Consider the following 23,066-nt stretch of genomic DNA (forward strand, 5'->3'; position numbering starts at 1 on the left):
ACGGTTTAGACCTTGTGCAATACCCTTAATTGTGTACAATCTGAACAATGGAGGCTTCACCGCAAGTTCCCCCCTTGTCCCATCTGCGCATCCTCGAGCTGGGTAGCTTCATCGCTGGCCCCTTTGCGGGCCAGCTACTAGGCGACCTCGGTGCCGAGATCATCAAGGTTGAGCCTCCGAAAGTCGGTGATCCGATGCGCAAATGGGGCGTCGTGCAAAACGGCGAAAGCCTGTGGTGGCCCAGCATTGCGCGCAACAAGCGCTCGGTGGCTATCGATCTTCGTCGGGAAGAAGGACGAGAGCTCATTCGCCGTCTGGCCAATGAGGTTGACGTAATTCTCGAAAACTTCCGCCCTGGCACCTTAGAAAAATGGGGTCTGTCCTACCAAGAACTTTCGGCTAGTAACCCTGGCCTTATAATCACGCACGTTTCAGGCTTCGGCCAAACCGGTCCCATGGCCTCCCAGGCCGGGTTCGGCAGTATCGGCGAAGCTATGGGTGGAATTCGCCACACCACTGGCAGCCCCGACCGCCCCGCCGCTCGAACCGGCATCAGCTTGGGTGACTCATTAGCCGCGCTTTTTGCTGTAATTGGCACTCTGGCCGCAGTGGCTGAACGCGACCGCAGCGGCAAAGGCCAAGAAGTTGACGTCGCCATCTACGAAGCCGTGGCGGCATTAATGGAAACCACCATGGCCGACTATGAACTCGCCGGCATCACTCGCACTCGAACTGGCTCCGTTTTACCCGGAGTAGCCCCTTCCAACGTTTACCCCACCGCCGATGGTGCCGATTTAGTGATCGCCGCTAACGCCGATGCTATTTTCACCCGTCTTACCGAAGCTATGGGCCAACCCGAACTAGCTAGGGATCCGCGCTTTGGCGAACATGAGAACCGGGGTGAAAACTCGGTTGTGCTTGATGAAATTATCTCCACCTGGACCTCATCCATGCCTGCCGAAGAGGTTCTAGCCAAGCTAAATGAACACAGCGTCCCAGTGGGCCGTAGTTTCACCGCACCCGATATGTTGGCCGACCCTCAATACGCAGCGCGCGAAATGGTTCTCCGCCTCACCAACTCCACGGGGATTCAGGTGCCAGCAGCTGGCATTGTGCCCAAGTTTTCACGCACTCCCGGCCAGGTTGAACACTCGGGCCCCGCCCTTGGTGCCCACACCCACGACGTGCTTGTAGGGTTAGCCAAACTTAGTTCTCGGGAACTCCACGATCTAATAAATCAAGGGATTGTGGCCACGAATAACCAGCAATAGCAGCAACAACTTGAAGTAGCACCAACAACCGGATTCACCAGTAACCAATCCTTGGGAGGGCAATAAAATGTCAGATGAGAAGCTTGAATACGGGGGCATCAACCACCTGGCGCTCGTATGCCGCGATATGGCCAAAACCGTAGATTTTTACACCAAGGTTCTTGGCATGCCTCTGATCAAGACGATTCAGATACCCGGTGGTGGACAACATTTCTTCTTCGACTGCGGTGGTGGCGACGCGGTGGCTTTCTTCTGGTTCCCAGAAGCACCAGAAGCCGCCCCCGGGGTGGCCTCAGCCGGATTCTTGCCCGGCGCGGGTCCATTGGAATCGGCAATTGGGTCAATGAACCACGTGGCCTTTGATGTCTCACCCGAAAAGATCGAAGAGTACGCCAAACGGCTCGACGAACACGGCGTGGAGCACACGGTGGTCATGAACCACGACGACTCGGAAATTGGCGTCACCCTAGAAATGCACCCAGGGGTCTTCATCCAATCGGTTTACTTCTTCGACCCCGACGGGATCTTGCTGGAGTTCGCCGCTTGGACTCGTGAGCTTACCTCCGATGACGTACGTCATGAACCAGCCACCGCCAAGCCCGCTACCGCACCAGCGGCCGTCTAGGAAGACTGCTCATGCCCCGTTTGCGCCAAGTGCCAAAAGCCGAAGTTAAAGACGACATTTCGGCCCTCATGTATGAGCGGCTGTTCGAAGGCCGCGACCCAGTTGCCGAACCCGGTACCGCCACCGGAACTCCAGGCGATTGGTGGACGGTGTTCGCGCTAGTTCCCGACGTGATGAAGCACGCGGTCCAGGGTTTTGGCCTCTACCGCGACCCAGCTCGCCTACTCGACCCAGTACTTCGCGAACTAGGACAAACCCGTGCCGGATGGACCCGCGGCAGCCAATTCGTCTATTCACAGCACTGCAAATCGTTGCGCGCCTTGGGCGTAAGCGAAGAGCGCATTGAAGCGGTGCCCCATTGGCAGGTAGCCACCTGTTTCAACCAGGTGGAGCGAGCCGTGTTGGCCTACACCGACGCCTTGGTTTACGACGGCGGACGGGTGGCCGACGAACTTTTTGCTGAACTACAAAAACACCTTAGCGATGAGGAAATTCTCGAGCTCACCTACATCACGGCGTTGTACGAAATGCACGCCGTAATGTCTCGTGCACTCAAGCTGGAATTCGACGACCGTGATGAGCCCATCGTGGAGGTTCCTGGCCCTGCCGACAGCCTGGCCCGCGACGTGGGTGCCGATATTTCCCTTCAGGAATAAGCATTTGACTACCGAAATGGCCGTTTCTAACCAGTGCATCCGCAGGTACACATGACAACCGCTGCGTCACCCAGTTCACCAGCTTCACCCCAAGTTGAACTTGTTGAAGTTTCCCCCCGTGATGGCCTTCAACTAGAAGCGGTGCTGTCTACGCACACCAAGGTTGAGCTGATAACAAAAGCCGCTCAAGCAGGCCTGCAACGGATAGAGGTGGCAAGCTTCGCCCACCCTCAACACGTACCGCAAATGGCGGATGCCGAAGCGGTGATCGAGGCGGTACGCCACTTACCAAACCTGCGAATGACCACCTTGGTTCTAAACGAGCGAGGCCTAGATCGTGCCCTTGCCATCGGTGCCCCAGAGATAAACATGGTGGTGCTAGCAACCGAAGCCTTCAGCCAACGAAATCAAGGAATGAGCCGAGCCGAAGCGGTAGCTGATTGGTTAAGATTGGCTAATCGTGCTCACAGTGCGGGCATCCGTGCTGGGGTCACCATATCAGCAGCTTTTGGATGTCCTTTTGAAGGCGAAGTAGCCCTCAACAGTGTGCTTGAGCTGGTGAAACAGGTTGCAGAAGCTAACCCCATAGAAATTTCGTTGGCCGACACTATTGGGGTTGGCGTGCCCTCACAGGTGAGCGAGATGGTGGGCCAGGTACGTGAACTCACTAATACCGCGGTGCGCTGTCATCTCCACGACACCCGCAACACTGGTGTAGCCAATTCGGTGGCCGCCCTACAAGCCGGTGCCGTGGCCCTCGACACTTCAATCGGTGGCGTGGGCGGATGTCCCTTTGCACCGGCTGCCACTGGGAACGTAGCCACCGAAGATGTGGCCTACACCTTGGGCCGCATGGGCTACGACACCGGAGTAAACCTAAACCAATTATTAGAAATTGTTCCCTGGTTTGGCCAAGAACTGGGTCGCAGCATCGGCGGTGGTGTTGCCCGAGCTGGAAATTTCCCCAGCCCGCTAACCCACACTGCCACAAGCCCCCAAATCAAGCCTCTCATGTCTTCGAACCCCAATGAAAGCAAGCCCTAGAAATGACTAAGAACAAACTATTTCAACGCTTGGGTGACATTGCGCTTTCCTCCATGTTCGTGTGGGGTGGCTATGAAGCATTAAAGAACCCTGGGCCCAGGGTGGGCATGGTTAAAGGTGCCGTCGAACTACCAAATACCGAGCTTTTAGTGCAGGCCAACGCCGTTGCCATGCTTGTTGGCGGTGCCGGGCTAGCCACCGGCATAGCTCGAAAAAAGTCGGCGCTATTACTGGCGGCCACCATTGTTCCCACCACCCTGATCGGTCATCAGTTTTGGAAAAAAGAATTTCCACACAACGTCCTTGATCGTCACCACTTCTTAAAAAACACGGCCATGTTGGGCGGCCTCATCAACGTGCTCACCAGCGAAACAACCAAAGCCCAAAACTAGAAACACCTACCACCAAATCAGCAGTAATTCACAGCCCTGATGCCAATAGGGCTAGTTCAGCAATGCCTGAACCCGACAGAGGGGAACCAAATCAAGATGCACAAACGCAAATTAATCATTCGATTGCTGCTAGCTCTGCTTGCAGTATCACTAATTGCGGGCGCTTGTAGTAGTGATTCTGAGAACACCGCCAACACCTCCACCACTCTCGGAAGTGGAGATAGCAGCAGCACTTTGTTATGAAGGAATGGAAACGCGACGACCGCACGGTGGTTGCCCGCAACGACAACTACTGGTTCAAAGCACCAAATGGTGACGCACTGCCTTGGCTCTTTCTACCGACGGAGATGTGGCCATAAAAATTATGGGTGCCTGGGAAACCGCCGAGACACTGACCGGCTTCTACTCATCTGATAGCCCCTGGTATTCACTTGAAGCTGCCAAAGCCAGCCCCACCTTCGACGGTGTCGATATGGACGCAGCCAAAGAACTGATGGACGCCTACATCAACGATCCAGCCCGATCCGATGAAAAAACTCCTGGTGATAAGGTCACTTTGGCCTATTCCTGTGTCGCGGTACCGGCTCTCATGGACTTGGCTCAGGTTCAACAAGCGGTGTGGGGCGAACTTGGTGTAGAGCTTGAAATTCAGAGTGTGGAACTGGCCGCCATGACCGAACGCTTGGTGGGTTCGGCCGACACCGATCCATCTTTCAAGGGTAGCTTCCAAATCAACTGCTCGGAACAAGGTGGCGGTGCCGATGATCCACTGAGTGTGTTCCGTCGTTTCTTTGGCCCGGTTGCCACTAGCCCAAGCAACATCACTAACTACACCAACCCCGAAATTGATGAGCAGCTTGAAATCCTGCAGAAAACCACCGACTTCGCCACACGTTACGCAGCGGTCGAAAAGATCCAAACCATAGCCGCCGAAGACGTGCCTTTAATTTGGTTCTTTGTTACCCCAGCGGTTGTGGGCCACAAAGATTCCATTAACGGGGTGGCCGATTGGCAGCTTCCAAGCGGTTCCACAGGTGAAGGCACCCCCGACGCTACCGTTCGCTTCCATCAGGTTTGGTTAGAGGACTAACCCTCGCCACCGCTACCGCTACCGCCGAGACGTAAACTTCTTGGCAGCGGTACTAGTGAAAGGATGGCGGTGCTTACGCTTCGGTGTTAGTGCCGCCATCCGTGCCATTTTTGAGGGTGCTCTCTAGGTCACCGTCTAAATAGCCAAGTAACACATCACGACCTTGCAAAATATGCTCTTGGGTTAGACGTTCAGCCCGCGCCGCTTCACCAGCAGCTACGGCGTCTCGAATTAGTTGGTGAAACAGGAAAGAGCGTTCCACCTGTTCGGGTGAGAAGCGTTGGAAGGCCTTAAACACCAACGGCACATCAACCGCACGCGACAACAATTGACCCAAACGGGCATGATTGGCTGCTTCCACAATCGTGTAGTGGAAGGTTTGGTTCGCGGTGTTCAGCTTTCGGATGGCGCTCAGGTCTAACTCTGAATTTATAGCTTCAGCAAAAAGCTCAATCGAGCGATCCAGCTCGGCGATTTGTTCTTCGCTTGCACGAGCTGCCGCCAGGGCGGCCGCATAGCCTTCAAGGCGAGCGCGCAGCTCGTAGAGATCGTCTATCTCGGCCATCGACAAAGAACGAACACGGGCCCCTTTGTTAGGTTCGGCCTCAATCAAACCTTCGGCCTCCAGCCGGCGCAACGCTTCACGCACTGGTGTTCTAGAAGCAGCCTCAAACTGTTCGACCAGACGCTGCTCTACCAGACGCTGTCCAGGAGAAAGTTCGCCTTCAACGATGGCTTGGCGTATGCGCTCATAGGTGTTTTGGGTGCTCTGCGCAACGACAGCCAATCTTCCTCCCTATACAACCCCGAGTAATTATCTAATTGTTGACAGCTTTCGAGAATTTTGAAAATTTGCTTGGCACGAATGGCCTTAAGTCACTAACAACTCTTCGGCGCTATACGCCTTCGCCATGGCGGCCAGCTCCACCAGCAAAACGTTGGGCCCCGGCCTGGGTTTCACCAGTAGCAATGGTGGCCAGGCCGTGGCGGGTTTCATTAGCCAAGGCCGCGGTAATATCCATCCCCCACTGTTCATGTACACTCAAACGGTCACTTCGTAAGCAGTTTTGGGGGAACGCGCTCAACGATTGAGCCAGCTCAATGGCCGCGGAAAGCGTTTCACCGGGTTCCACTAAACGATTAGCCAGCCCCCAGTCATAAGCTTCACTGCCAACCACCCCACGCCCGGTAAGAATCATGTCCATAGCACGGCTTTGGCCGATCAGTCGGGGGAGCCGAATAGTGCCGCCGTCGATTAAAGGCACACCCCAACGACGACAATAAACGCCAAATGTGGTGTTGGTAGCAGCCACTCGTAAATCGCACCAAAGTGCTAGCTCTAAGCCACCCGCCACGGCATAGCCTTCAACCGCGGCCACCACGGGCTTCGACAACAACATGCGGGTGCAGCCCAACGGGCCCGGCTTAGACACGTCGTCGTGTACACGGTTGCCCGCCCCACTGCCAGCGGCTTTGAGGTCGGCGCCGGAACAAAACGTGCTGTTGGCGCCACTTAAGATCGCCGAGTCGAAATTATCGTCAGTGTCGAAGCTTAAGAATGTTTCATACAACGCCGTCGCGGTCGCGCCGTCGATAGCGTTGCGACTTTCGGGCCGATCAATAGTAACCACTAACGTACGGCCTTCAGCCTTGGTTGTAACCGCCATTATGCCTCCTAGATTGGCAACCTGGCTCTACGCTAGTCTCACCAACAGCATTGGCCGTGCCGATCGTGCCAGCCAGACAACACCACGGAACGCGCACCCCAACACACCGGCACCAAAGTGAGTGGCTTAACGTGATTGGGCTTGGGACACTGCCACCGCGTCAAATTTCACCGGGGCCACTGGATACCTTGGTGCGCTTACTCGAGCCAACATTGGTATCAGAATTTGTGCCAAGGCGCGGGTGTCACCAAGTGCGGTGTGGGCATCGGTCACCTCAATACCATGGGCCGCCGTGCAATCAGGCAGCTTATGACGACCGAGTTTTGGTAAAGCCCGCCTGGCCAAGTTCAATGAACACAACGCGGGCAAGGTAGGTACTGCCTTACCGGCACGTTTAAGTTCGGCCGCCAGAAAACCCTCGTCGAAGCTGGCGTTATGCGCTACAACCACACGACCTGAAAGTTGGCTTAAAAGTTCGTCTGCGATATCGCCAAAGCCGGGGGCATGGGCGCGGGCGCTTGGCGGCAGGTGATGAATATTTGATGCCCCATCGGCACCATCAGCATGTACGATGCTCGACCACTCGCCACTGATTTCACCGTGTTTGGTGATTTGAACCACCGCTACTTCCACCACACGATCTTCATAACTTTTGAAACCGGTGGTCTCCACATCAAGCACGGCGTACGGTGCGTCTAACGCCATCCCCGCGGTTCCAGAACCCTCGGGTTCAAAAGTTGCCATCCCAAACAATCGAGGCGAAAGTGTTGCACCTCGCCGCGGGGTTGTATGGGATGGATCACTGTGTTTAGCTTCGGACTGCCTCAACTACACCACCAACCTTGCATCGGGCTTATGTTGAGATTGTGCCCCAAGGCTATGACATTTAGCGCCAGTAGTTGTTAGCAGCGGCAATAGTTGCGAACTCGATGGCCACCACATGACCCGCCGCGGTTAATGAATCAGGGTTATTGGCGTACATTGGGCGCAGACCGGCCCGCACATCGGCGTCGCCTTGGATAGCAGCAATGGTTTTGCGCGCAATCATAAGCGCCAGCGCACGACCTTCTTCAGGGGTATCAGTAATCAGAGTTTCAGCCGGGATCAAAGCCATTTCATTCTCCAGGTAAATAGAAAGGGAAATAGGCAAAACGCTGCCAACGCAGCGCCGCCACACGCACAATTCTCAATAGCTGCGAAATTGTGCTGCGCTCTCCACTCTAAAACTATATTTCTAGTGAGTCTAGTAAAAACCCCTGCTAGCTGGTCTTTACTATCAATACGCTGCATGGAGCATGGTGTACAACTCCGCTGCCCACACTGCCCAAAACTCGTCCGATGCCCTGCATACGCACGTTTCCAACCACAATCAGATCGGCATTTAAACGTTCCGCTTCTGCCAGTAACACATCGGCCGGGGCACCCCGCAGCACCCCAATTGTGTAGTCAACGCCCACCTTCAGGCTGCTCATATAGTCGCGAATAACGGAAATGGCGGCGTCGCTATCGCTTAGCTGCCACTCGTCACTACCGACCCGCACCACCTCGGTATCGTCTGATTCCAAAGCCGTAACAACATGGAGCGAAGCACCGAGAGCTTTAGCCAAATTAGCGGCTTCTTTAACCGCGACTTTGGCGGTGTCAATGTCTGCAAAACCAACTACCAACTGCTTCATAAGGCTTTCCCTGTCATTTAATGTGAGTGAGGCGAATAATATGAAAAATTACCAGCAAAGTTGAAGGTGCGGACTACCTACTCAAAAGGTCGTTCATCCCACCAGGGGAAAAAATCGGGCATATCTTGGCTGGGTCGCATGGAAAATTTCGGGGCTCGCTTCTCGAGGAAGGAAACAACGCCCTCGCGAACATCGGCCGAAGAGCCCATGGCGTAAATCGCTCGAGAATCAACCTTATGGGCCTCCATCGGATGATCCGCGCCCACCATCCGCCACAACATTTGCCGATTCAGAGCGGCTGACACCGCCGAAGTATTGTCGGCGATTTCCCGCGCTAAGGCGGTGGCGGCGTCGATTAGCTCATCATCCGGATGAACAGAACGGACTAATCCACCCGCTAAAGCCTCATCCGCCGAAAACACTCGTCCGGTATGCACCCATTCGGCAGCCTGGCTCATGCCCACCAAGCGGGGTAAGAACCAACTCGAGGCCGCTTCCATCGTGATACCGCGACGTGCAAAGACGAAACCCATTCGGGCGCTTTGTGACGCCATCCGAATATCCATGGGCAAGGTCATGGTGGAACCGACGCCAACCGCCGGGCCATTTATCGCAGCGATCACCGGTTTCAACGATTCGTAAATACGCAGCGAAACACGGCCGCCACCGTCGCGAACTACCTTAGGTAACGAAGCGTCTTCGGTTTCGTCTTGGCCAGAGCTATCAGCGGTACGTAATCGTTTCTGCGCATCAAAGGTATCGGCACCACCAGCGAGGTCGGCACCAGCACAAAATGCACGACCTTTGCCGGTCACGATGACCACCCGCACTTCATCGTCAGCGTCCGAACGGTCGAAGGCATCAAGTAGTTCGTACATCATCTGATGAGTAAAAGCGTTCAGCGCATCAGGGCGGTTCAGGGTAATCGTCAGTATCGAATCCGACACTTCGTATTCGATCTGTTCGTAGTTCACTTGTCACACCGTTCTGCTAGACAACCACTACTGTGCCATTCTTGCCTATCTGGCAACCCACCGTTGGAGTTTTTGCGCATCGACCATGGCTAGGCCCACAAAAATCCCGTCATATGTGCGCGATGGCGTAATTCTGGGGGCCGCTGTCGGCCTATTCGGCATTACTTTTGGTGTGCTGGCGGTAGCTGCCGGACTTAATGTTGCTCAGGCCTCAGCCATGTCGCTATTGGTCTTCACCGGGGCCTCACAATTTGCGGTCGTGGGTGTCATCGGCGCTGGAGGATCACCAGTCTCGGCGGTGGCTTCAGCACTGCTATTGGCATCGCGAAACGGTATTTACGGTTTGGCGCTTCACGGCCGCCTAAGTGGTGGTGTGGCTAAACGGCTTTTCGCCGCACAGTTCATCATTGATGAGTCAACCGCTTTAGCTCTCGGACAAGACGACCCGAAAGCGTCACGGGCAGCTTTTTGGGCCGCTGGGCTATCGGTGTTCGTATTTTGGAATCTGGGCACCTTGTTGGGGGCCATGGGCGGCACGGTATTGGGCGATCCCGAAACTTGGGGTTTAGACGCAGCTTTTCCGGCCGGTTTCATTGTCTTGGCCGCACCACATGTTCGCTCCAGTGAAGGTCGAGTTGCGGCTTTGGCAGGCGCTGTAATTGGTTTAGCTGCTGTGCCGCTCTTGCCAGTCGGGGCACCTATTTTGGTGGCGTCACTGGGGGCCTTAGCCGGATTGGGTTATCGCTACTGGACCCGAAACCAAAGCGGTGAAGTGGCCCTAGATGAGGGTCACCCAAGCGATGAGGACAACCCATGAGCTGGGGCGCCATTTTGATTTTGGCGGCCGGCTCTTATGCTTTTAAAGCCCTGGGGCTTTTGGCTTTCGACGCCAAACCACCTTCGCCCGAGCTGCTAAGCACAATTCGTTTGTTGCCCCCCGCAGTTTTAGGGGCGCTCATCATGGTGCAAACCTTCGCCACCGATGATTCGCTGGTACTTGATGCCCGCGCCGTGGGCCTGGCGGCAGGCGCTGTGGCTGCCTGGCGTAAGGCACCATTTATCGTGGTTTTGGTGGTGGCGGCGGCGGCCACCGCGCTCACCCGGGCGCTGCTTTAGAAGCCAGCAGACAGGTCGATTTGGTCTAAACGTCGAGGTAACGACTGGCCGCGATGCCAGCGCCCACGCCGCCTACCAACATGCCCACTAGGAAGATGAACACACTGGTTCCCACTACCTCTTGAGTGCTGATGGCGAAACCCTCGAACGCCCCAAAGACGTCATCATGGTTCGATAAGAACCGAGCAAAATAGTTATTTAGAACCACAACCGAACCGACAGCCGCAATGGCACCCACGATGCCCTGTACGAAACCTTCGAGCATGAATGGAATACGAATAAACCAGTTGGTGGCACCCACCAACTTCATAACCTCGATCTCACGCCGTCGCGCGAACATTCCCATGCGGATGGTGTTCAGAATTAACAGACCGGCGGCGAAGAGCAGCACTACGGCCACCACCAAAATACCTACCGAAAGCACCCTCGATAGTTTTTGGATTTTCTGGACGGTGTCGAAAGCAAACACCACTTTGTGCACCCCGGGCGCTTTCTCAAACTGAGAACCTAAGGCCCGAATAGCGTCGGCATGGGGGTCTAGGGGAACCACCCGATAAGAGGGTGGCAAGTCGGAAGGCTCTACGGCTTCCACCAGCTCAGGCGTGGTTTTAAACATTTCCACGAACTCTTTATAGGCGGCTTCTTGGTTCACATAGGTGAAGCTTTCCACCGCTGGCGAGCCTTCAAGCCGGTCGAGAATGGCTTGGCCTGCTTCGGCTGAAGCATCAGCTTCGATGAAAATGATGAACTCGATGCCACCTTGCCAACGAGAGGTTGCGTTTTCTACCCCTTGGCGAAGCAACAATGCCGAACCAACCAGTGACAACGACACCGCCACGGTCACCATTGAGGCCAAGGTAAGGCTTAAATTTCGACGCAGGTTTTGCCCGGTCTCGCGGGCTACATAATCAATTTTGGCCACAATAACTACTCGTAGACGCCCCTGGATTGGTCACGGACAATATCGCCCTGGTCAAGCTCGATAACTCGGCGACGCATGGTATCTACAATGCCACGGTCATGGGTAGCCATCACCACCGTGGTGCCGGTGCGGTTAATGCGATCTAAGAGACGCATAATTCCCACCGAGGTGGAAGGGTCGAGGTTTCCAGTTGGTTCATCAGCCAACAAGATAAGCGGTCGGTTCACGAAAGCCCGGGCGATTGAAACTCGCTGCTGCTCACCACCGGAAAGCTCGTTCGGATAACGATTCATTTTGTTCTGCAAGCCCACCAGTTCCAGGATGGCTGGCACCTGGGTGCGCACAACATGTTTGGGTCGACCAATAACCTCAAGAGCAAACCCCACGTTTTCGGCGACCGTTTTGTTGTTTAACAGCTTGAAATCTTGAAAAACGGCACCGATGTTGCGTCGCAGGTACGGAACCCTCCAGCCCGAAAGCTGGCCAATATCTTTACCAGCAACCCAGATTTTGCCGCTCTCGGGTTCTTCAGACTTGTTGAGCAGCCGGATAAAGGTAGATTTCCCCGACCCAGATGCCCCCACTAAGAATACAAACTCGCCTTTTTCGATGTTCGCCGAAGCGTTCCGCAAAGCCACCACCTCGCCCTTATAGGTTTTGGTGACGTTTTCCAGTTTGATCACGTAGTGGACGCTCCCAACGTCGTTGATCGGTTCAGCCCAGGCGAAAGACCTAGGACAAACAACTTAAGCAAGTGTTCGAATGTTTCAATCAGGTTACTCGCCCTCGACATCGAGAACGTATCACGCGTCTAGTTCCTGGCCGCGACGCCACCGCAAGTAGGCCTCCATGAACGGACCGACCTCACCGTCAAGAACCGCATCGGGGTTGCCAACCTCGAAGTCGCTACGGAGGTCTTTCACCATCTGATATGGGTGAAGCACATAGGAACGGATTTGGCTCCCCCAAGCGACCTCACGCTGCTCACCGGCAATAGCGGCCATGGCGTCAGCCTTCTTTTGTCGTTCCAAGTCGGCCAGCTTCGCAGCCATGGCCGCCATGGCACGTTCTTTGTTTTGACGCTGGCTACGCTCATTTTGACAGGAAGTCACCAGCCCGGTTGGCAGGTGGGTGATTCGCACCGCCGAGTCGGTGACGTTCACGTGCTGACCACCGGCACCGCTGGAACGATAAGTGTCAATCCGCAAATCTTTTTCGTCGATGTTCACTTCAACATCGGTGTCCAGAAAGGGAATCACCGCCATCGAAGCAAAGCTGGTGTGGCGCCGGGCATTGGAATCAAACGGGGAAATTCGTACCAACCGATGTACACCCCGCTCGGCTTGTAAGAGCCCATAGGCGTAACGGCCCCGCACAATAAATGACGCCGAGGTGATGCCCGCTTCTCCCCCGGGGTTAACCGAATCCAGCTCGACGGTGAAACCCTGTTCTTCGGCCCAACGCAAGTACATGCGCAATAGCATTTCGGCCCAATCTTGGGATTCGGTTCCACCGGCACCCGAATGCACTTCACACAAAGCATCAGCTTCGTCGTGCTCACCGGAAAACAACGAACGCAACTCTAAGGAATCAAAACGCTCCACCAGCTCCACCAGGGACTGGTCAATTTCTTGGTCCAGCGAATCGTCACCCTCGTCTTTAGCCATTTCCCACAACACCGCCACGTCATCAATGGCCGAAGCGAGCTGGTCATATAGTTCTAAGTCGTCATGAACACCGGCCAGCTCAGCTGTAGTCTGGCGGGCCTTATCGGGGTTGTCCCACAAGTCAGGTCGCGAAGCTTCGGTTTCTAACTGAACCTGGCGGTCACGCAAGTCGTCGACCTTTAAGAAGCCAGCTGCTTCCTCCAGGCGACGTTTGAGCGCTTTCAAATCGTCGCTTATGTCGCGCATTGGCTACCGACCGTGACAGAGCTTGAATTTCTTACCGCTGCCGCACGGGCACGGCGCGTTCCGAGGTGTCTTATCCCAGTCGCTCTTCACGATTGGGGCTTGAACGGCCTCTTCTTGCACTGCGGTGGCCACCGAACCGCCCGAGGCTGCCTCTTCACCGGTGGCAACTGCGGCCACCGAAGGTGCGGGTTGATCGTCGGGGGAAGAATACTGCACGTCGCGCATTGGCATGGCTTGAGGTTCGAGCTTGGGGCGAGCGACCTCAACGTGCATGATGTATTTCACGAAATCTTGGTCGATCAGGCTCATCATGGTGCCGAACATGTCGTAACCTTCGCGCTGCCATTCCATGAGCGGGTCACGTTGACCCATAGCACGCAGGTTGATGCCTTCTTGGAGGTAGTCCATCTCTTGGAGATGCTCACGCCAACGCTGGTCGATGATCTGCAACATAACCTGGCGTTCAATCTGACGCATCAGATCGGCACCAAGTTCGGCCTCACGCGATTCGTAATAAGCAGTGCCTTCGCCCATCAGTGCGTCGTAGAGCTCATCGGTGGAGGTTGCGCCGCTCAAGTCGTCGATACCCAGTTTGGTGGGCCAAAAAGTTTGTACTTCGGTGAGCAGACCCTCAAGATCCCACTCTTCGGCATAGTCGGCCACGCAGTAGCCGGTGATTATGGCATCAACCGCTTCGGCTAGAGCTTCGAGTGCTTGGTTTCGTAGGTCGGCCCCTTCCAAAATCTGGTCGCGGCGCTGGTAGATAACCTTGCGCTGCTCGTTCATGACCTCATCGTATTTGAGCACGTTCTTACGAATTTCGGCGTTGCGCTGTTCAACGGTGCTTTGAGCCCGTTCAATGGCCTTGGAAACCATTTTCGCCTCGATGGGCACATCTTCTGGCAGGGCTTTGCCCATAACCCAGTTCATGGCGCCAGTAGCGAAGAGCCGCATCAAGTCGTCTTCTAAGGAAAGGTAAAAACGGCTTTCACCGGGATCACCTTGGCGTCCGGCACGACCGCGCAACTGGTTGTCGATACGTCGACTTTCGTGGCGCTCGGTACCACACACATAAAGCCCGCCGAGTTGCAGAACCCGCTCGGCATCACGGTCAGTTTCAACCTTGTATTTCTTGGTCAGCTCTTCAATGCGAGCCAAACCCTCTTCCGATTCGGGGTCAAGACCTTCAGCTTTGACGTCACGCAACGCCAAACCTTCGGGGTTACCTCCCAAAAGAATGTCAACGCCTCGCCCAGCCATGTTGGTGGCCACCGTTATTGAGCCCGGACGACCGGCCTGGGCCACGATGTCAGCTTCACGGAAGTGCTGCTTGGCGTTCAATACCTCGTGTTTAATTCCGCGTTTGTTGAGCTGCGACGATAACCGTTCCGAGGTGGCTACCGAGGCGGTACCAGCTAGCACTGGTTGACCGGCCGCATTGCGTTCGATGATGTCTTCTACCAGAGCATCAAACTTGGCCTGTTCGGTTTTATAGATCAGATCGGCCTGGTCGAGACGCACCATTGGCTTATTGGTGGGGATGGGCACCACATGGAGGCCATAGGTATTCATCAACTCGGCAGCTTCTGTTTCCGCCGTACCGGTCATGCCAGCAATTTTGTCGTAGAGACGGAAGTAGTTCTGCAGCGTGATCGTGGCGAGGGTTTGATTTTCCTCTTTAATTTTCACGTTTTCTTTGGCTTCCACCGCTTGGTGCAAACCCTCAGACCAACGTCGCCCTTCCAAAACCCGACCTGTGAACTCATCGACAATCTTCACTTCGCCGTCTTGGATGATGTAGTCCTTGTCGCGGCGGTAAAGCTCTTTGGCCTTAAGTGCCGCGCTTAGGTGGTGCACCAAGTTGCTCGAAACCTCGTCGTAAAGGTTTTCCACCCCAAGAGCGTTTTCTACTCGTTCAATACCAGCTTCCAGCGGCGAGACGGTGCGCTTTTCTTCGTCGACCTCGTAGTCTTCGTCACGAGTTAAGCCCCGCACGACGGCCGCAAATTGGTAATACACCTGTGCAGCGTCGGCCAAACGGCCAGAGATAATAAGAGGAGTACGGGCCTCGTCAATCAAAATCGAGTCGACCTCGTCAACAATTACGAAATTGTGACCACGCTGAACTTTGGCACCAAGCGACATGGCCATGTTGTCGCGCAGGTAGTCGAAGCCAAGCTCGTTATTGGTGCCATAGGTAATATCGCAGCCGTATTGTTGCTGCTTAAAGGCTGAATCGTGGTTGCCGGGAATGATGAGACCAACGTTGAGACCCAAGAATTGGTGAACACGACCCATCCACTCGGCGTCGCGGCTAGCCAAATAGTCGTTAACCGTGACTAGGTGAACGCCTTTGCCGGTCAGGCCGTTTAGGTAGGCGGGCAAGGTTGACACCAAGGTCTTGCCTTCACCGGTACGCATTTCAGCCACCCAACCAAAATGCAACGCTGCGCCGCCCATTAGCTGCACGTCGTAATGGCGTTGGCCAATGACCCGCTTGGCGGCTTCGCGAGTCACCGCGAAAGCTTCGATTAGCAGGTCGTCTAAGGCCTCACCATTGTCGAGCCGATTCCGAAATTCAACCGTTTTAGCGGTTAGATCGTGATCAGCGAGCTTCTCTATTTCGGCTTCAAGCGCATTAATTTCTGGAACCAGGTTCGAAAGAGCCCGGATCTTTTTGCCTTCGCCAGCGCGAAGGATCTTGTCGAACATTCCCATCAGGCTTCCCAGTGTATCTAGTGCGGCCAAACCTTAATAGGCGGAGCGGCCCAAGCATGACCCTACCGCCTTCCTTATAACTGTTTAGCTTTGGGCGTGATGGCCCCAACCAAACCAATTACCGAGGACGCCCCACCGCTTTGTAACACCGACGCCGCAGCTTGGAGGGTTGAGGTGGTGGTAGCAACATCGTCAATGAGCAAAACGTTAAGCCCGCGAGCTCGACCCGCAAGTGAAAACGTTCGATGTGCTTGTTCGACCAGTTGGCGACGCTCACGACCAGAAAGGCCGGTTTGGCTGGTTGAACCATGCCGGCGCAGGAGCGGATGCCACGCCACGCCAAGACGACGCGCCACGCCCACGGCCAACAAGCGACTGTGGTCAAACCCACGTTTCTGGCGATGCGAACGCAAGGTTGGTGCCCAACTCACCACATCGATGGGCGTCTTGATGTGCCAGGCACGCTGCGCCATGGCTTCAGACAGCCACGACACACTCGATCTAGCCGATTCATGCTTCAAACGAGACACTAGTAATCGGCCCACCCCTTCATATATCAATGCTGCGTGCAGCTCTACCAACACCGGCGGCACCTCGTTAATAAAATCTTGGTGGGGTAACAATGGGGCGCTTAGCAACAGTTCATGACACTCAAGGCATGGATTGCCAAGATCGCTACCACAAATAGAACATTGTCGCCGCCGACTCATAACCTAAGTATGAATACAGCCAGTGACATTTTGTTAGTTCCGCTTTAGTCGCGCCCGCCAGTACCAACGCTAGAGTTTCGCGAGTCCATGGAGCCCACGAAACCCTTTACGACACCAATAGGTCCTGACGAACTGTGGATCCGCCGCGGTGCCCAGCTGCTGGCGGGCTTGGTGTTTTGCGGTTGGGGAATTGCCCTTATGGTGCAGGCCAATATGGGCTTAGGGCCATGGGATGTACTCCACCAGGGCGGGTCTAATCACCTTGGTCTACCAATTGGCACGGTAAACATAGGCGTTGGGTTCTTGGTGCTCATGGCCTGGCTACCCTTTCGAGAACGCCCCGGCATTGGGACGGTAGCCAACGTTATTTTGATTGGGGTGGTGGCCGACATCACCTTGATGGTGCTGCCCGAACCTACAGAAATGTCGGTACGCTTGGCGTTCTTGGTGGTCGGCGTTTTCTTGTTCGGACCAGGGTCGGGGCTCTACATCGGTGCTGGCTTAGGGCCGGGTCCACGCGACGGATTGATGACCGCTCTGGCCAAACGCGGCATGTCGATTCGAATGGTAAGAACCTTGATCGAACTAACGGCCTTGGCCATTGGAATTGCCCTAGGCGGTACGGTTGGTATCGGCACGATTCTTATCGCTCTTACCATTGGCCCAAACGTCCAGTTTTTCTTGGAACGCCTCAGCCTGCCGCCCTCAAGCAGCCGACAAACCGAAGTGCTTTAGCCGTTGATGCGCATGGCTTCTTCGGTCATAGAACCTTTGGGTCGAGGATTACGGGCCAGTTGCACGTCTTCGTGACGCTCTTTGATGGCGTGCATCCAAACGTCATCGGTATAGACGTAAAATTGTTTATTCACGATGGCTTGGAAAACAGCTTCAGCCACCGGTTCGGGGCTTTGTTGAGCGTCGAAAAATTCACGCACCATAGAACGAATCAGTTCCGCTTCTTCAGGGTCGGCCAATCCGGCCATCCCGGCTTGCTCCGGACGATTACGGTCGGATTCGGCGATACGGGTATTCACAAAACCTGGGCACAACACCGAAATACCCACGCTTGAGTTGGCCGCGGCTAGCTCGTTATAAACTGATTCTGATAGAGACCAAACAGCGTGCTTGGTGACGTGATAAGGCGCTAGGCCAGCAAAAGCCGTGTGAGCCGCCATGGATGCCGTGTTCACAATATGGCCATCACCGTGGCTCATTATGTGCGACTGAAACACGCGATGCCCGTGTATCACTCCCCACAAGTTTACCCCCATTACCCATTGCCAATCTGCAATGGAAAGCTCGGCTACCGGCAGTGAAGGCCCACTTACCCCAGCGTTGTTACACAACACGTTCACCTGCTCGAAACGCTCGAAGGCGGCCTCACCCAGTCGGTCCATGGAGTCGGCATCAGAAACGTCGGTGGGAACGCCCAGTACCTGGGTGCCACCGCCGCTCAATTCATCCACTACGGCCACAAGTGCCGGTTCTTCGACATCGGCCAAAACCAAATGCATACCCGCCGCAGCAAAACGGCGGGCAAAGGCTCGGCCTAAACCGCTACCAGCACCCGTGATCACCGCAACCTTGTTCTCGAAAGAATCCATTTCGCCCCCCAAATGACGCTTTTAATCAAACTTAGAAAGAAACAACCTAGTTGCGCGGCGCACTTACGCCGTAACGCAACTAGGTCTGGTGAACCACAATGACGTTTTTAATACTTGTAATGGTCGGGCTTGTAGGGACCCGACTTCGGAATACCCAAATATTCTGACTGGTCGGTGGTCAGTTCGGTTAAACGCACACCTAAGGATTCCAGGTGCAACCGAGCTACTTTCTCATCTAAATGGCGAGCCAAGGTATGAACGCCCAGCTCATAGTTTTCAGGATTGTTGAACAGTTCGATCTGGGCAATGACCTGGTTACTAAAGCTGGCTGACATAACGAAGCTGGGGTGCCCAGTTGCACAACCCAGGTTTAGCAATCGCCCTTCAGCCAAAATAATGATTGAGTGACCATCGGGGAAAACATACTCATCAACTTGAGGCTTGATGTTGATGCGCTGGACATCAGACAGCTTGTTCAAACCAGCCATATCCAGCTCGTTATCGAAGTGACCAATATTGCCAACAATGGCTTGGTGCTTCATACGACCCATGTGCTCGGCGGTCACAATGTCTTTATTGCCAGTTGCCGAAATAAAGATGTCAGCAGTTTCGACCACGTCTTCCAAACGGCTCACCTGGTAGCCCTCCATGGCGGCCTGAAGCGCACATATTGGGTCGATCTCGGTCACGATTACTCGTGCCCCTTGACCACGCAACGCTTGGGCGCAACCTTTACCCACGTCGCCATAACCAAGAACCACGGCGGTCTTACCGCCAATCATCACGTCGGTGGCCCGGTTGATGCCGTCAATCAATGAATGGCGACAGCCGTACAAGTTGTCGAATTTCGACTTGGTAACCGAGTCATTAACGTTGATGGCTGGGAACAAAAGGTTGCCGGCCTCGTGCATTTGATAGAGGCGATGTACCCCGGTGGTGGTTTCTTCGGTGACACCGGTAATGCCAGCCGCAGTGCGGGTCCAGAGCTGGTTATCTTCGCTAAAAACACGGCCTAAGGTTGCGAGCACTACTTCGAACTCTTCCGAGTCGGCCGTTTCGGGGCCTGGCACTGCTCCGGCGGCTTCAAACTCAACGCCCTTGTGCACGAGTAGGGTGGCGTCGCCACCATCATCGAGAATCATGTTTGGTCCGGCACCATCGGGCCAGCGCAGAATTTGTTCGGTGCACCACCAGTACTCTTCGAGTGTTTCGCCCTTCCAAGCAAAAACTGGTACCCCTTCGGGCTTGTCTACAGTGCCCGTTGGCCCAACGGCCACCGCCGCCGCGGCGTGGTCTTGGGTGGAAAAAATGTTGCACGAGGCCCACCGAACTTCAGCTCCGAGGGCAACTAAGGTTTCAATCAGGACCGCGGTTTGAATGGTCATGTGCAGCGAGCCGGCAATGCGGGCCCCAGCTAGCGGTGCCGAGTCAACATATTCGGCTCGTAAGGCCATCAAGCCGGGCATCTCATGCTCGGCCAAGCGAATTTCTTTGCGACCGAAATCGGCCAAGGCCAAATCGGCCACCTTGAATTGAAGATCACCCGAAACATCGGGTTTCAGCTCTAGCTGCGACATGGACTCTCCATAGATTTCTGTGACATAAACGGCGGCCGTAACGCGATAAGCGATACCAGACACCGAGGCGTAAATGGGATTTAGTGGGAACTTTGAGACGCGTGAAGTGTTACACGTTGGATTATGAGACGGTGATGCGACAGGCCTCAACCGCTGGAATAGGCCCAGGGTCAACCCCTTCAGCCAAAGCCAAGGTAACGGCGCAAAGGTCGCCCACAAACATCAGATCTAACAATTGGGCGAGCGTACCTTCACCATATGCGGTGACCGTAGCGATGTCGGCCACAACTTCCTCGGTCATCTCGGCCACTCGCAAGAACCGTTCTTGGTCGGCGGGGTGTTCACCGTCGTGGCGCAGATCGATGCGGGTGAACACCTGTCTGGTTACATCGCCGTGTTGGCCCCAACCCGAAATCTCGTTGTGGCACATATCAGGAATTGAATTACTAAAGGCGGGAATTTTGGCGCTGAGATTGAACTGATGTTTCCAACGCAAGGCGGCTGTGGTTCCCACCGGGCCTGCTCCATAAATTAGCGGAAAAGTTCGCCCAATAATTTTGGCGACCGTGGCGGCAATATTGGTTTCTTGGTTCATCTCGTCGCGCCGTTTAGCCAAGGCCGTGGCTGCTTCACGGACCCATTCCCGCCCACCCGGGTAGAAACCAATTTCTTCCAGAGCCAACAATGCACTTACCGCTAAAGGTGAGGTGGCCATGCGGGGATGGACATCAGCCGGCAAAATAACCATGGGTATCTGCCATGTTTCACCCAAGTTGGCTAGGTATCCACCGTTGCCGGTTACCGCGAATACGAAGGCACCGGCTTCAAATGCAGCTTCGGTGGCTTCCACTGTTTCGTCAGTTTCGCCAGAAGCTGAAAGCGCGATAACCAAACTATCGGGCCCCACGAAAGAGGGCAGTTCGTAGCCACGATGCACCATGATTGGCACCGACATAAAAGGCCCAGCCACCGCCACGATCATGTCGCCCGCCATGGCCGCTTCACCATTGCCCAAAATTACGATGTTTGAAATGGAAGGTGCAGCTGGCAGGTTTGCTATGGAACCAACGTGATCCAAAATGCGCAGTGTACGCTCGGGCCGTTCCATGATGTGTTGGCGCAGCTCAATGGTGTCAATACCGCTCAAAGAACCGGTTGTCATGGCCCTCAACCTTCAAAAGTTGGCTTAATGCCCTGCGATTCGGCCTTAACTAAAAGACGATCATGTTCTTCCTGCTCAATCGTTTTTGCTTCGTCAATCAGCATGACCGGAATATCGTCAACAATGGAATACGCCCGCTTCAAGCGAGGGTTATACAGCACATTTTCATCTTCGAAATAAAGCAGCGGCCCTTTATCTTCAGGGCAGGCCAGTATCTCCAGAAGCTGCGCATCTAAAGCCATAGATAAATCTTTCTGACAATTAGTCAATGAAATGAGACAGTTGGGCCAAGCCTAATAGGAAGCTGTGACACCCTACCTAGCGAAGCGGTACTAAACCGCAGCGAAATGGCTCTTGACCTCGGCCACCATACGATCACATTCAGCGCGTGTCTGGGCCTCAAGGTTCAACCTCAACAATGGTTCAGTGTTAGAGGGGCGCAGATTGAACCACCAACCATCGCCAGTAACGGTAAGTCCATCGAGACGATCTTGGGGCCACTGGCTATAAACTGACGCCACATGTTCAATAACGGCCTGGGGGCTAGCAACCTGAGTGTTGATTTCGCCCGAGGCGGCGTAACGGTCGAGGGGCGCGATGAGCTGCGACAATGTTCCACCCGATTTGCTGAGAGCCTCTAACACCACAAAAGCGGCAATCAAGCCCGAGTCGGCTCGCCAGTTGTCACGGAAGTAATAGTGGGCCGAATGCTCACCACCAAAGGCGGCACCCGTTTCAGCCATCACTTGTTTAATGAAAGAGTGGCCCACCCGCGAGCGAATAGCCTGGCCGCCGTGTTCCGCAATCACTTCGGGCACCGCGGCCGAACAAATGAGGTTATAGATTATTTTGGCACCGGGGTCGCGCTCTAAGACCCCAATGGCGATGAGAGCCGTGGTTAAGGAACCAGAGATTGGCTCGCCATGTTCATCGACCAGAAAGACCCGGTCAGCGTCACCGTCGAAGGCCAGACCCAAATCAGCACCAGTTTCAACGACACGCCGGCGTAGATCGGCCAAGTTTTCCACTTCGATTGGATTGGCCGGATGGTTGGGAAAAGTACCGTCTAGTTCTGGGTACATAACCTCGAGATCTATCGGCAAACCGGCAAAAGCGGCTGGTACTACCAGTCCTCCCATGCCATTTGCGGTGTCGGCTACCACCTTTAGCGGCTTCAGAGCTGAAACATCGACGAAAGAATGCACATGCGTCACAAATTCGCTCAGCAAATCTTGACTCGTGAGCTGACCGAGGCGGGTGGCCGGTGACGGCGGATTAAGCACATAAGCCTTAATATCGGCCAATCCCGTCGATTCGCCCACCGGGCGCGCCCCGGCTTGAGCGAGCTTGATTCCGTTGTATTCGGCAGGGTTGTGCGAAGCGGTGAACATTGCTCCCGGCGCGTCTAGATAGCCCGAAGCGAAATACAACATGTCAGTGGAAGCAAGGCCAATATCGACCACATCTAGACCTTGGCTGAGAACACCTTGGGTGAAGGCCTCTACCAGCTCGGGTCCGCTAGGTCGCATGTCACGGGCCACAATTATTCGATCTCGGGCGAATTCGCTTTCAGATATGAACTTGGCAAACCCCACACCAAGAGCTTCAGCCACCTCCGCGTTTAGCTGATCGGGCACGATGCCTCGAATGTCGTAGGCCTTTACTATCGTGTCGAGCTCGCTCATGGAATCTACGCTAGTCGGGCGGGGCATGGTGGCTTGAAGTTGCGCCCGCACCTCACCCGGAAGTGGATAGCCGCCGGTGGTACGCCAAAACGCCACCCGCAGCAAGTCAAAGACCAGCTGAAGCCCGTCACGCACCACCTTCACAGTGGAACTTGTTGAATTGATTACCCGAACCGGATGGGCCTGTACCGAATATCCGTAGCGCTGGGCCAGTACAAAGACTTCAATGTCGAAACCAAAACCGTCGATTCGACTCTGACCAAA

Annotated in this window: 25 protein-coding genes; 9 read left to right on the plus strand and 16 right to left on the minus strand. The window is 54.9% G+C overall.

The annotated features are described in order from the left end of the window. Positions 1–47 precede the first annotated feature (47 nt). The 6 genes from WC184_08035 to WC184_08060 all read left to right on the plus strand — a co-directional run bounded on the left by WC184_08035 (position 48) and on the right by WC184_08060 (position 5,078). Complete coding sequence (locus tag WC184_08035) at positions 48–1,271, plus strand: CoA transferase (GenBank protein ID MFA7477830.1); 1,224 nt, start codon at positions 48–50, stop codon at positions 1,269–1,271. A gap of 67 nt (positions 1,272–1,338) precedes the next feature. Beyond that, positions 1,339–1,896: a VOC family protein gene (locus WC184_08040; protein MFA7477831.1), complete on the plus strand. Its 558-nt coding sequence runs from the start codon at positions 1,339–1,341 to the stop codon at positions 1,894–1,896. Positions 1,897–1,907: 11 nt separating this feature from the next. Beyond that, positions 1,908–2,552, plus strand: a complete 645-nt coding sequence (locus tag WC184_08045) for a carboxymuconolactone decarboxylase family protein (GenBank protein MFA7477832.1) — start codon at positions 1,908–1,910, stop codon at positions 2,550–2,552. 51 nt (positions 2,553–2,603) lie between these two features. After that, positions 2,604–3,596 carry a hydroxymethylglutaryl-CoA lyase gene (locus tag WC184_08050; GenBank protein MFA7477833.1) on the plus strand — a complete coding sequence of 331 codons (993 nt, stop codon included), beginning with the start codon at positions 2,604–2,606 and terminating at the stop codon, positions 3,594–3,596. A gap of 2 nt (positions 3,597–3,598) precedes the next feature. After that, entirely contained in the window at positions 3,599–3,988 is a 390-nt protein-coding gene (locus WC184_08055; protein ID MFA7477834.1) for a DoxX family protein, read from the plus strand. 325 nt (positions 3,989–4,313) lie between these two features. Continuing rightward, positions 4,314–5,078, plus strand: a complete 765-nt coding sequence (locus WC184_08060) for a hypothetical protein (GenBank protein MFA7477835.1) — start codon at positions 4,314–4,316, stop codon at positions 5,076–5,078. A gap of 73 nt (positions 5,079–5,151) precedes the next feature. On the opposite strand, the gene WC184_08065 is transcribed toward WC184_08060, so the two are convergent. The 6 genes from WC184_08065 to WC184_08090 form a co-directional block, all read right to left on the minus strand. After that, positions 5,152–5,865 carry a GntR family transcriptional regulator gene (locus WC184_08065; protein ID MFA7477836.1) on the minus strand — a complete coding sequence of 238 codons (714 nt, stop codon included), beginning with the start codon at positions 5,863–5,865 and terminating at the stop codon, positions 5,152–5,154. A 109-nt stretch (positions 5,866–5,974) separates the two neighbouring features. Continuing rightward, positions 5,975–6,745 carry a crotonase/enoyl-CoA hydratase family protein gene (locus tag WC184_08070; GenBank protein ID MFA7477837.1) on the minus strand — a complete coding sequence of 257 codons (771 nt, stop codon included), beginning with the start codon at positions 6,743–6,745 and terminating at the stop codon, positions 5,975–5,977. 126 nt (positions 6,746–6,871) lie between these two features. Continuing rightward, positions 6,872–7,489 (minus strand): 3'-5' exonuclease, encoded by a 618-nt coding sequence (locus WC184_08075; GenBank protein ID MFA7477838.1) that lies wholly within the window; start codon positions 7,487–7,489, stop codon positions 6,872–6,874. Between the two features lie 142 nt (positions 7,490–7,631). Beyond that, entirely contained in the window at positions 7,632–7,859 is a 228-nt protein-coding gene (locus tag WC184_08080; GenBank protein MFA7477839.1) for a hexameric tyrosine-coordinated heme protein, read from the minus strand. A gap of 145 nt (positions 7,860–8,004) precedes the next feature. After that, positions 8,005–8,421, minus strand: a complete 417-nt coding sequence (locus tag WC184_08085) for a universal stress protein (protein MFA7477840.1) — start codon at positions 8,419–8,421, stop codon at positions 8,005–8,007. A 77-nt stretch (positions 8,422–8,498) separates the two neighbouring features. Continuing rightward, positions 8,499–9,395: a crotonase/enoyl-CoA hydratase family protein gene (locus WC184_08090; protein MFA7477841.1), complete on the minus strand. Its 897-nt coding sequence runs from the start codon at positions 9,393–9,395 to the stop codon at positions 8,499–8,501. Positions 9,396–9,480: 85 nt separating this feature from the next. Between WC184_08090 and WC184_08095 the strand changes: the two genes are divergently transcribed. Further along, positions 9,481–10,212 carry an AzlC family ABC transporter permease gene (locus tag WC184_08095; protein ID MFA7477842.1) on the plus strand — a complete coding sequence of 244 codons (732 nt, stop codon included), beginning with the start codon at positions 9,481–9,483 and terminating at the stop codon, positions 10,210–10,212. Further along, positions 10,209–10,511, plus strand: coding sequence for an AzlD domain-containing protein (locus tag WC184_08100; protein ID MFA7477843.1), 303 nt, complete (start codon positions 10,209–10,211; stop codon positions 10,509–10,511). The genes WC184_08095 and WC184_08100 overlap by 4 nt, the downstream gene beginning before the upstream one ends. 25 nt (positions 10,512–10,536) lie before the next feature. Here the strand turns inward: WC184_08100 and WC184_08105 are convergent, their stop codons facing one another. From WC184_08105 to WC184_08125, 5 genes are all read right to left on the minus strand, one after another. Beyond that, entirely contained in the window at positions 10,537–11,433 is an 897-nt protein-coding gene (locus WC184_08105; protein MFA7477844.1) for a permease-like cell division protein FtsX, read from the minus strand. A gap of 5 nt (positions 11,434–11,438) precedes the next feature. Then, entirely contained in the window at positions 11,439–12,116 is a 678-nt protein-coding gene (gene ftsE, locus WC184_08110) for a cell division ATP-binding protein FtsE (GenBank protein MFA7477845.1), read from the minus strand. Between the two features lie 120 nt (positions 12,117–12,236). Then, positions 12,237–13,346, minus strand: coding sequence for a peptide chain release factor 2 (prfB, locus tag WC184_08115; protein ID MFA7477846.1), 1,110 nt, complete (start codon positions 13,344–13,346; stop codon positions 12,237–12,239). A gap of 3 nt (positions 13,347–13,349) precedes the next feature. Beyond that, entirely contained in the window at positions 13,350–16,067 is a 2,718-nt protein-coding gene (gene secA, locus WC184_08120; protein ID MFA7477847.1) for a preprotein translocase subunit SecA, read from the minus strand. A 71-nt stretch (positions 16,068–16,138) separates the two neighbouring features. Next, a complete protein-coding gene (locus WC184_08125) occupies positions 16,139–16,774 on the minus strand; it encodes a hypothetical protein (protein MFA7477848.1) in 636 nt (211 codons plus the stop codon). Between the two features lie 87 nt (positions 16,775–16,861). On the opposite strand from WC184_08125, the gene WC184_08130 reads away from it, so the two are divergent. After that, a complete protein-coding gene (locus tag WC184_08130; GenBank protein MFA7477849.1) occupies positions 16,862–17,509 on the plus strand; it encodes a hypothetical protein in 648 nt (215 codons plus the stop codon). Here the strand turns inward: WC184_08130 and WC184_08135 are convergent. From WC184_08135 to manB, 5 genes are all read right to left on the minus strand, one after another. Beyond that, positions 17,506–18,378 carry an SDR family NAD(P)-dependent oxidoreductase gene (locus tag WC184_08135; protein MFA7477850.1) on the minus strand — a complete coding sequence of 291 codons (873 nt, stop codon included), beginning with the start codon at positions 18,376–18,378 and terminating at the stop codon, positions 17,506–17,508. The genes WC184_08130 and WC184_08135 overlap by 4 nt on opposite strands. 107 nt (positions 18,379–18,485) lie before the next feature. Next, positions 18,486–19,955 (minus strand): adenosylhomocysteinase, encoded by a 1,470-nt coding sequence (ahcY, locus tag WC184_08140; protein MFA7477851.1) that lies wholly within the window; start codon positions 19,953–19,955, stop codon positions 18,486–18,488. A gap of 121 nt (positions 19,956–20,076) precedes the next feature. Beyond that, a complete protein-coding gene (locus WC184_08145; GenBank protein ID MFA7477852.1) occupies positions 20,077–21,117 on the minus strand; it encodes an SIS domain-containing protein in 1,041 nt (346 codons plus the stop codon). A gap of 5 nt (positions 21,118–21,122) precedes the next feature. Beyond that, positions 21,123–21,359 (minus strand): Trm112 family protein, encoded by a 237-nt coding sequence (locus WC184_08150; protein ID MFA7477853.1) that lies wholly within the window; start codon positions 21,357–21,359, stop codon positions 21,123–21,125. A gap of 90 nt (positions 21,360–21,449) precedes the next feature. After that, positions 21,450–22,802, minus strand: coding sequence for a phosphomannomutase/phosphoglucomutase (gene manB / locus WC184_08155; protein MFA7477854.1), 1,353 nt, complete (start codon positions 22,800–22,802; stop codon positions 21,450–21,452). Positions 22,803–23,066: the final 264 nt, after the last annotated feature.

This window comes from Acidimicrobiia bacterium, from assembly GCA_041676705.1.
Lineage (GTDB): Bacteria > Actinomycetota > Acidimicrobiia > Acidimicrobiales > SKKL01 > Actinomarinicola.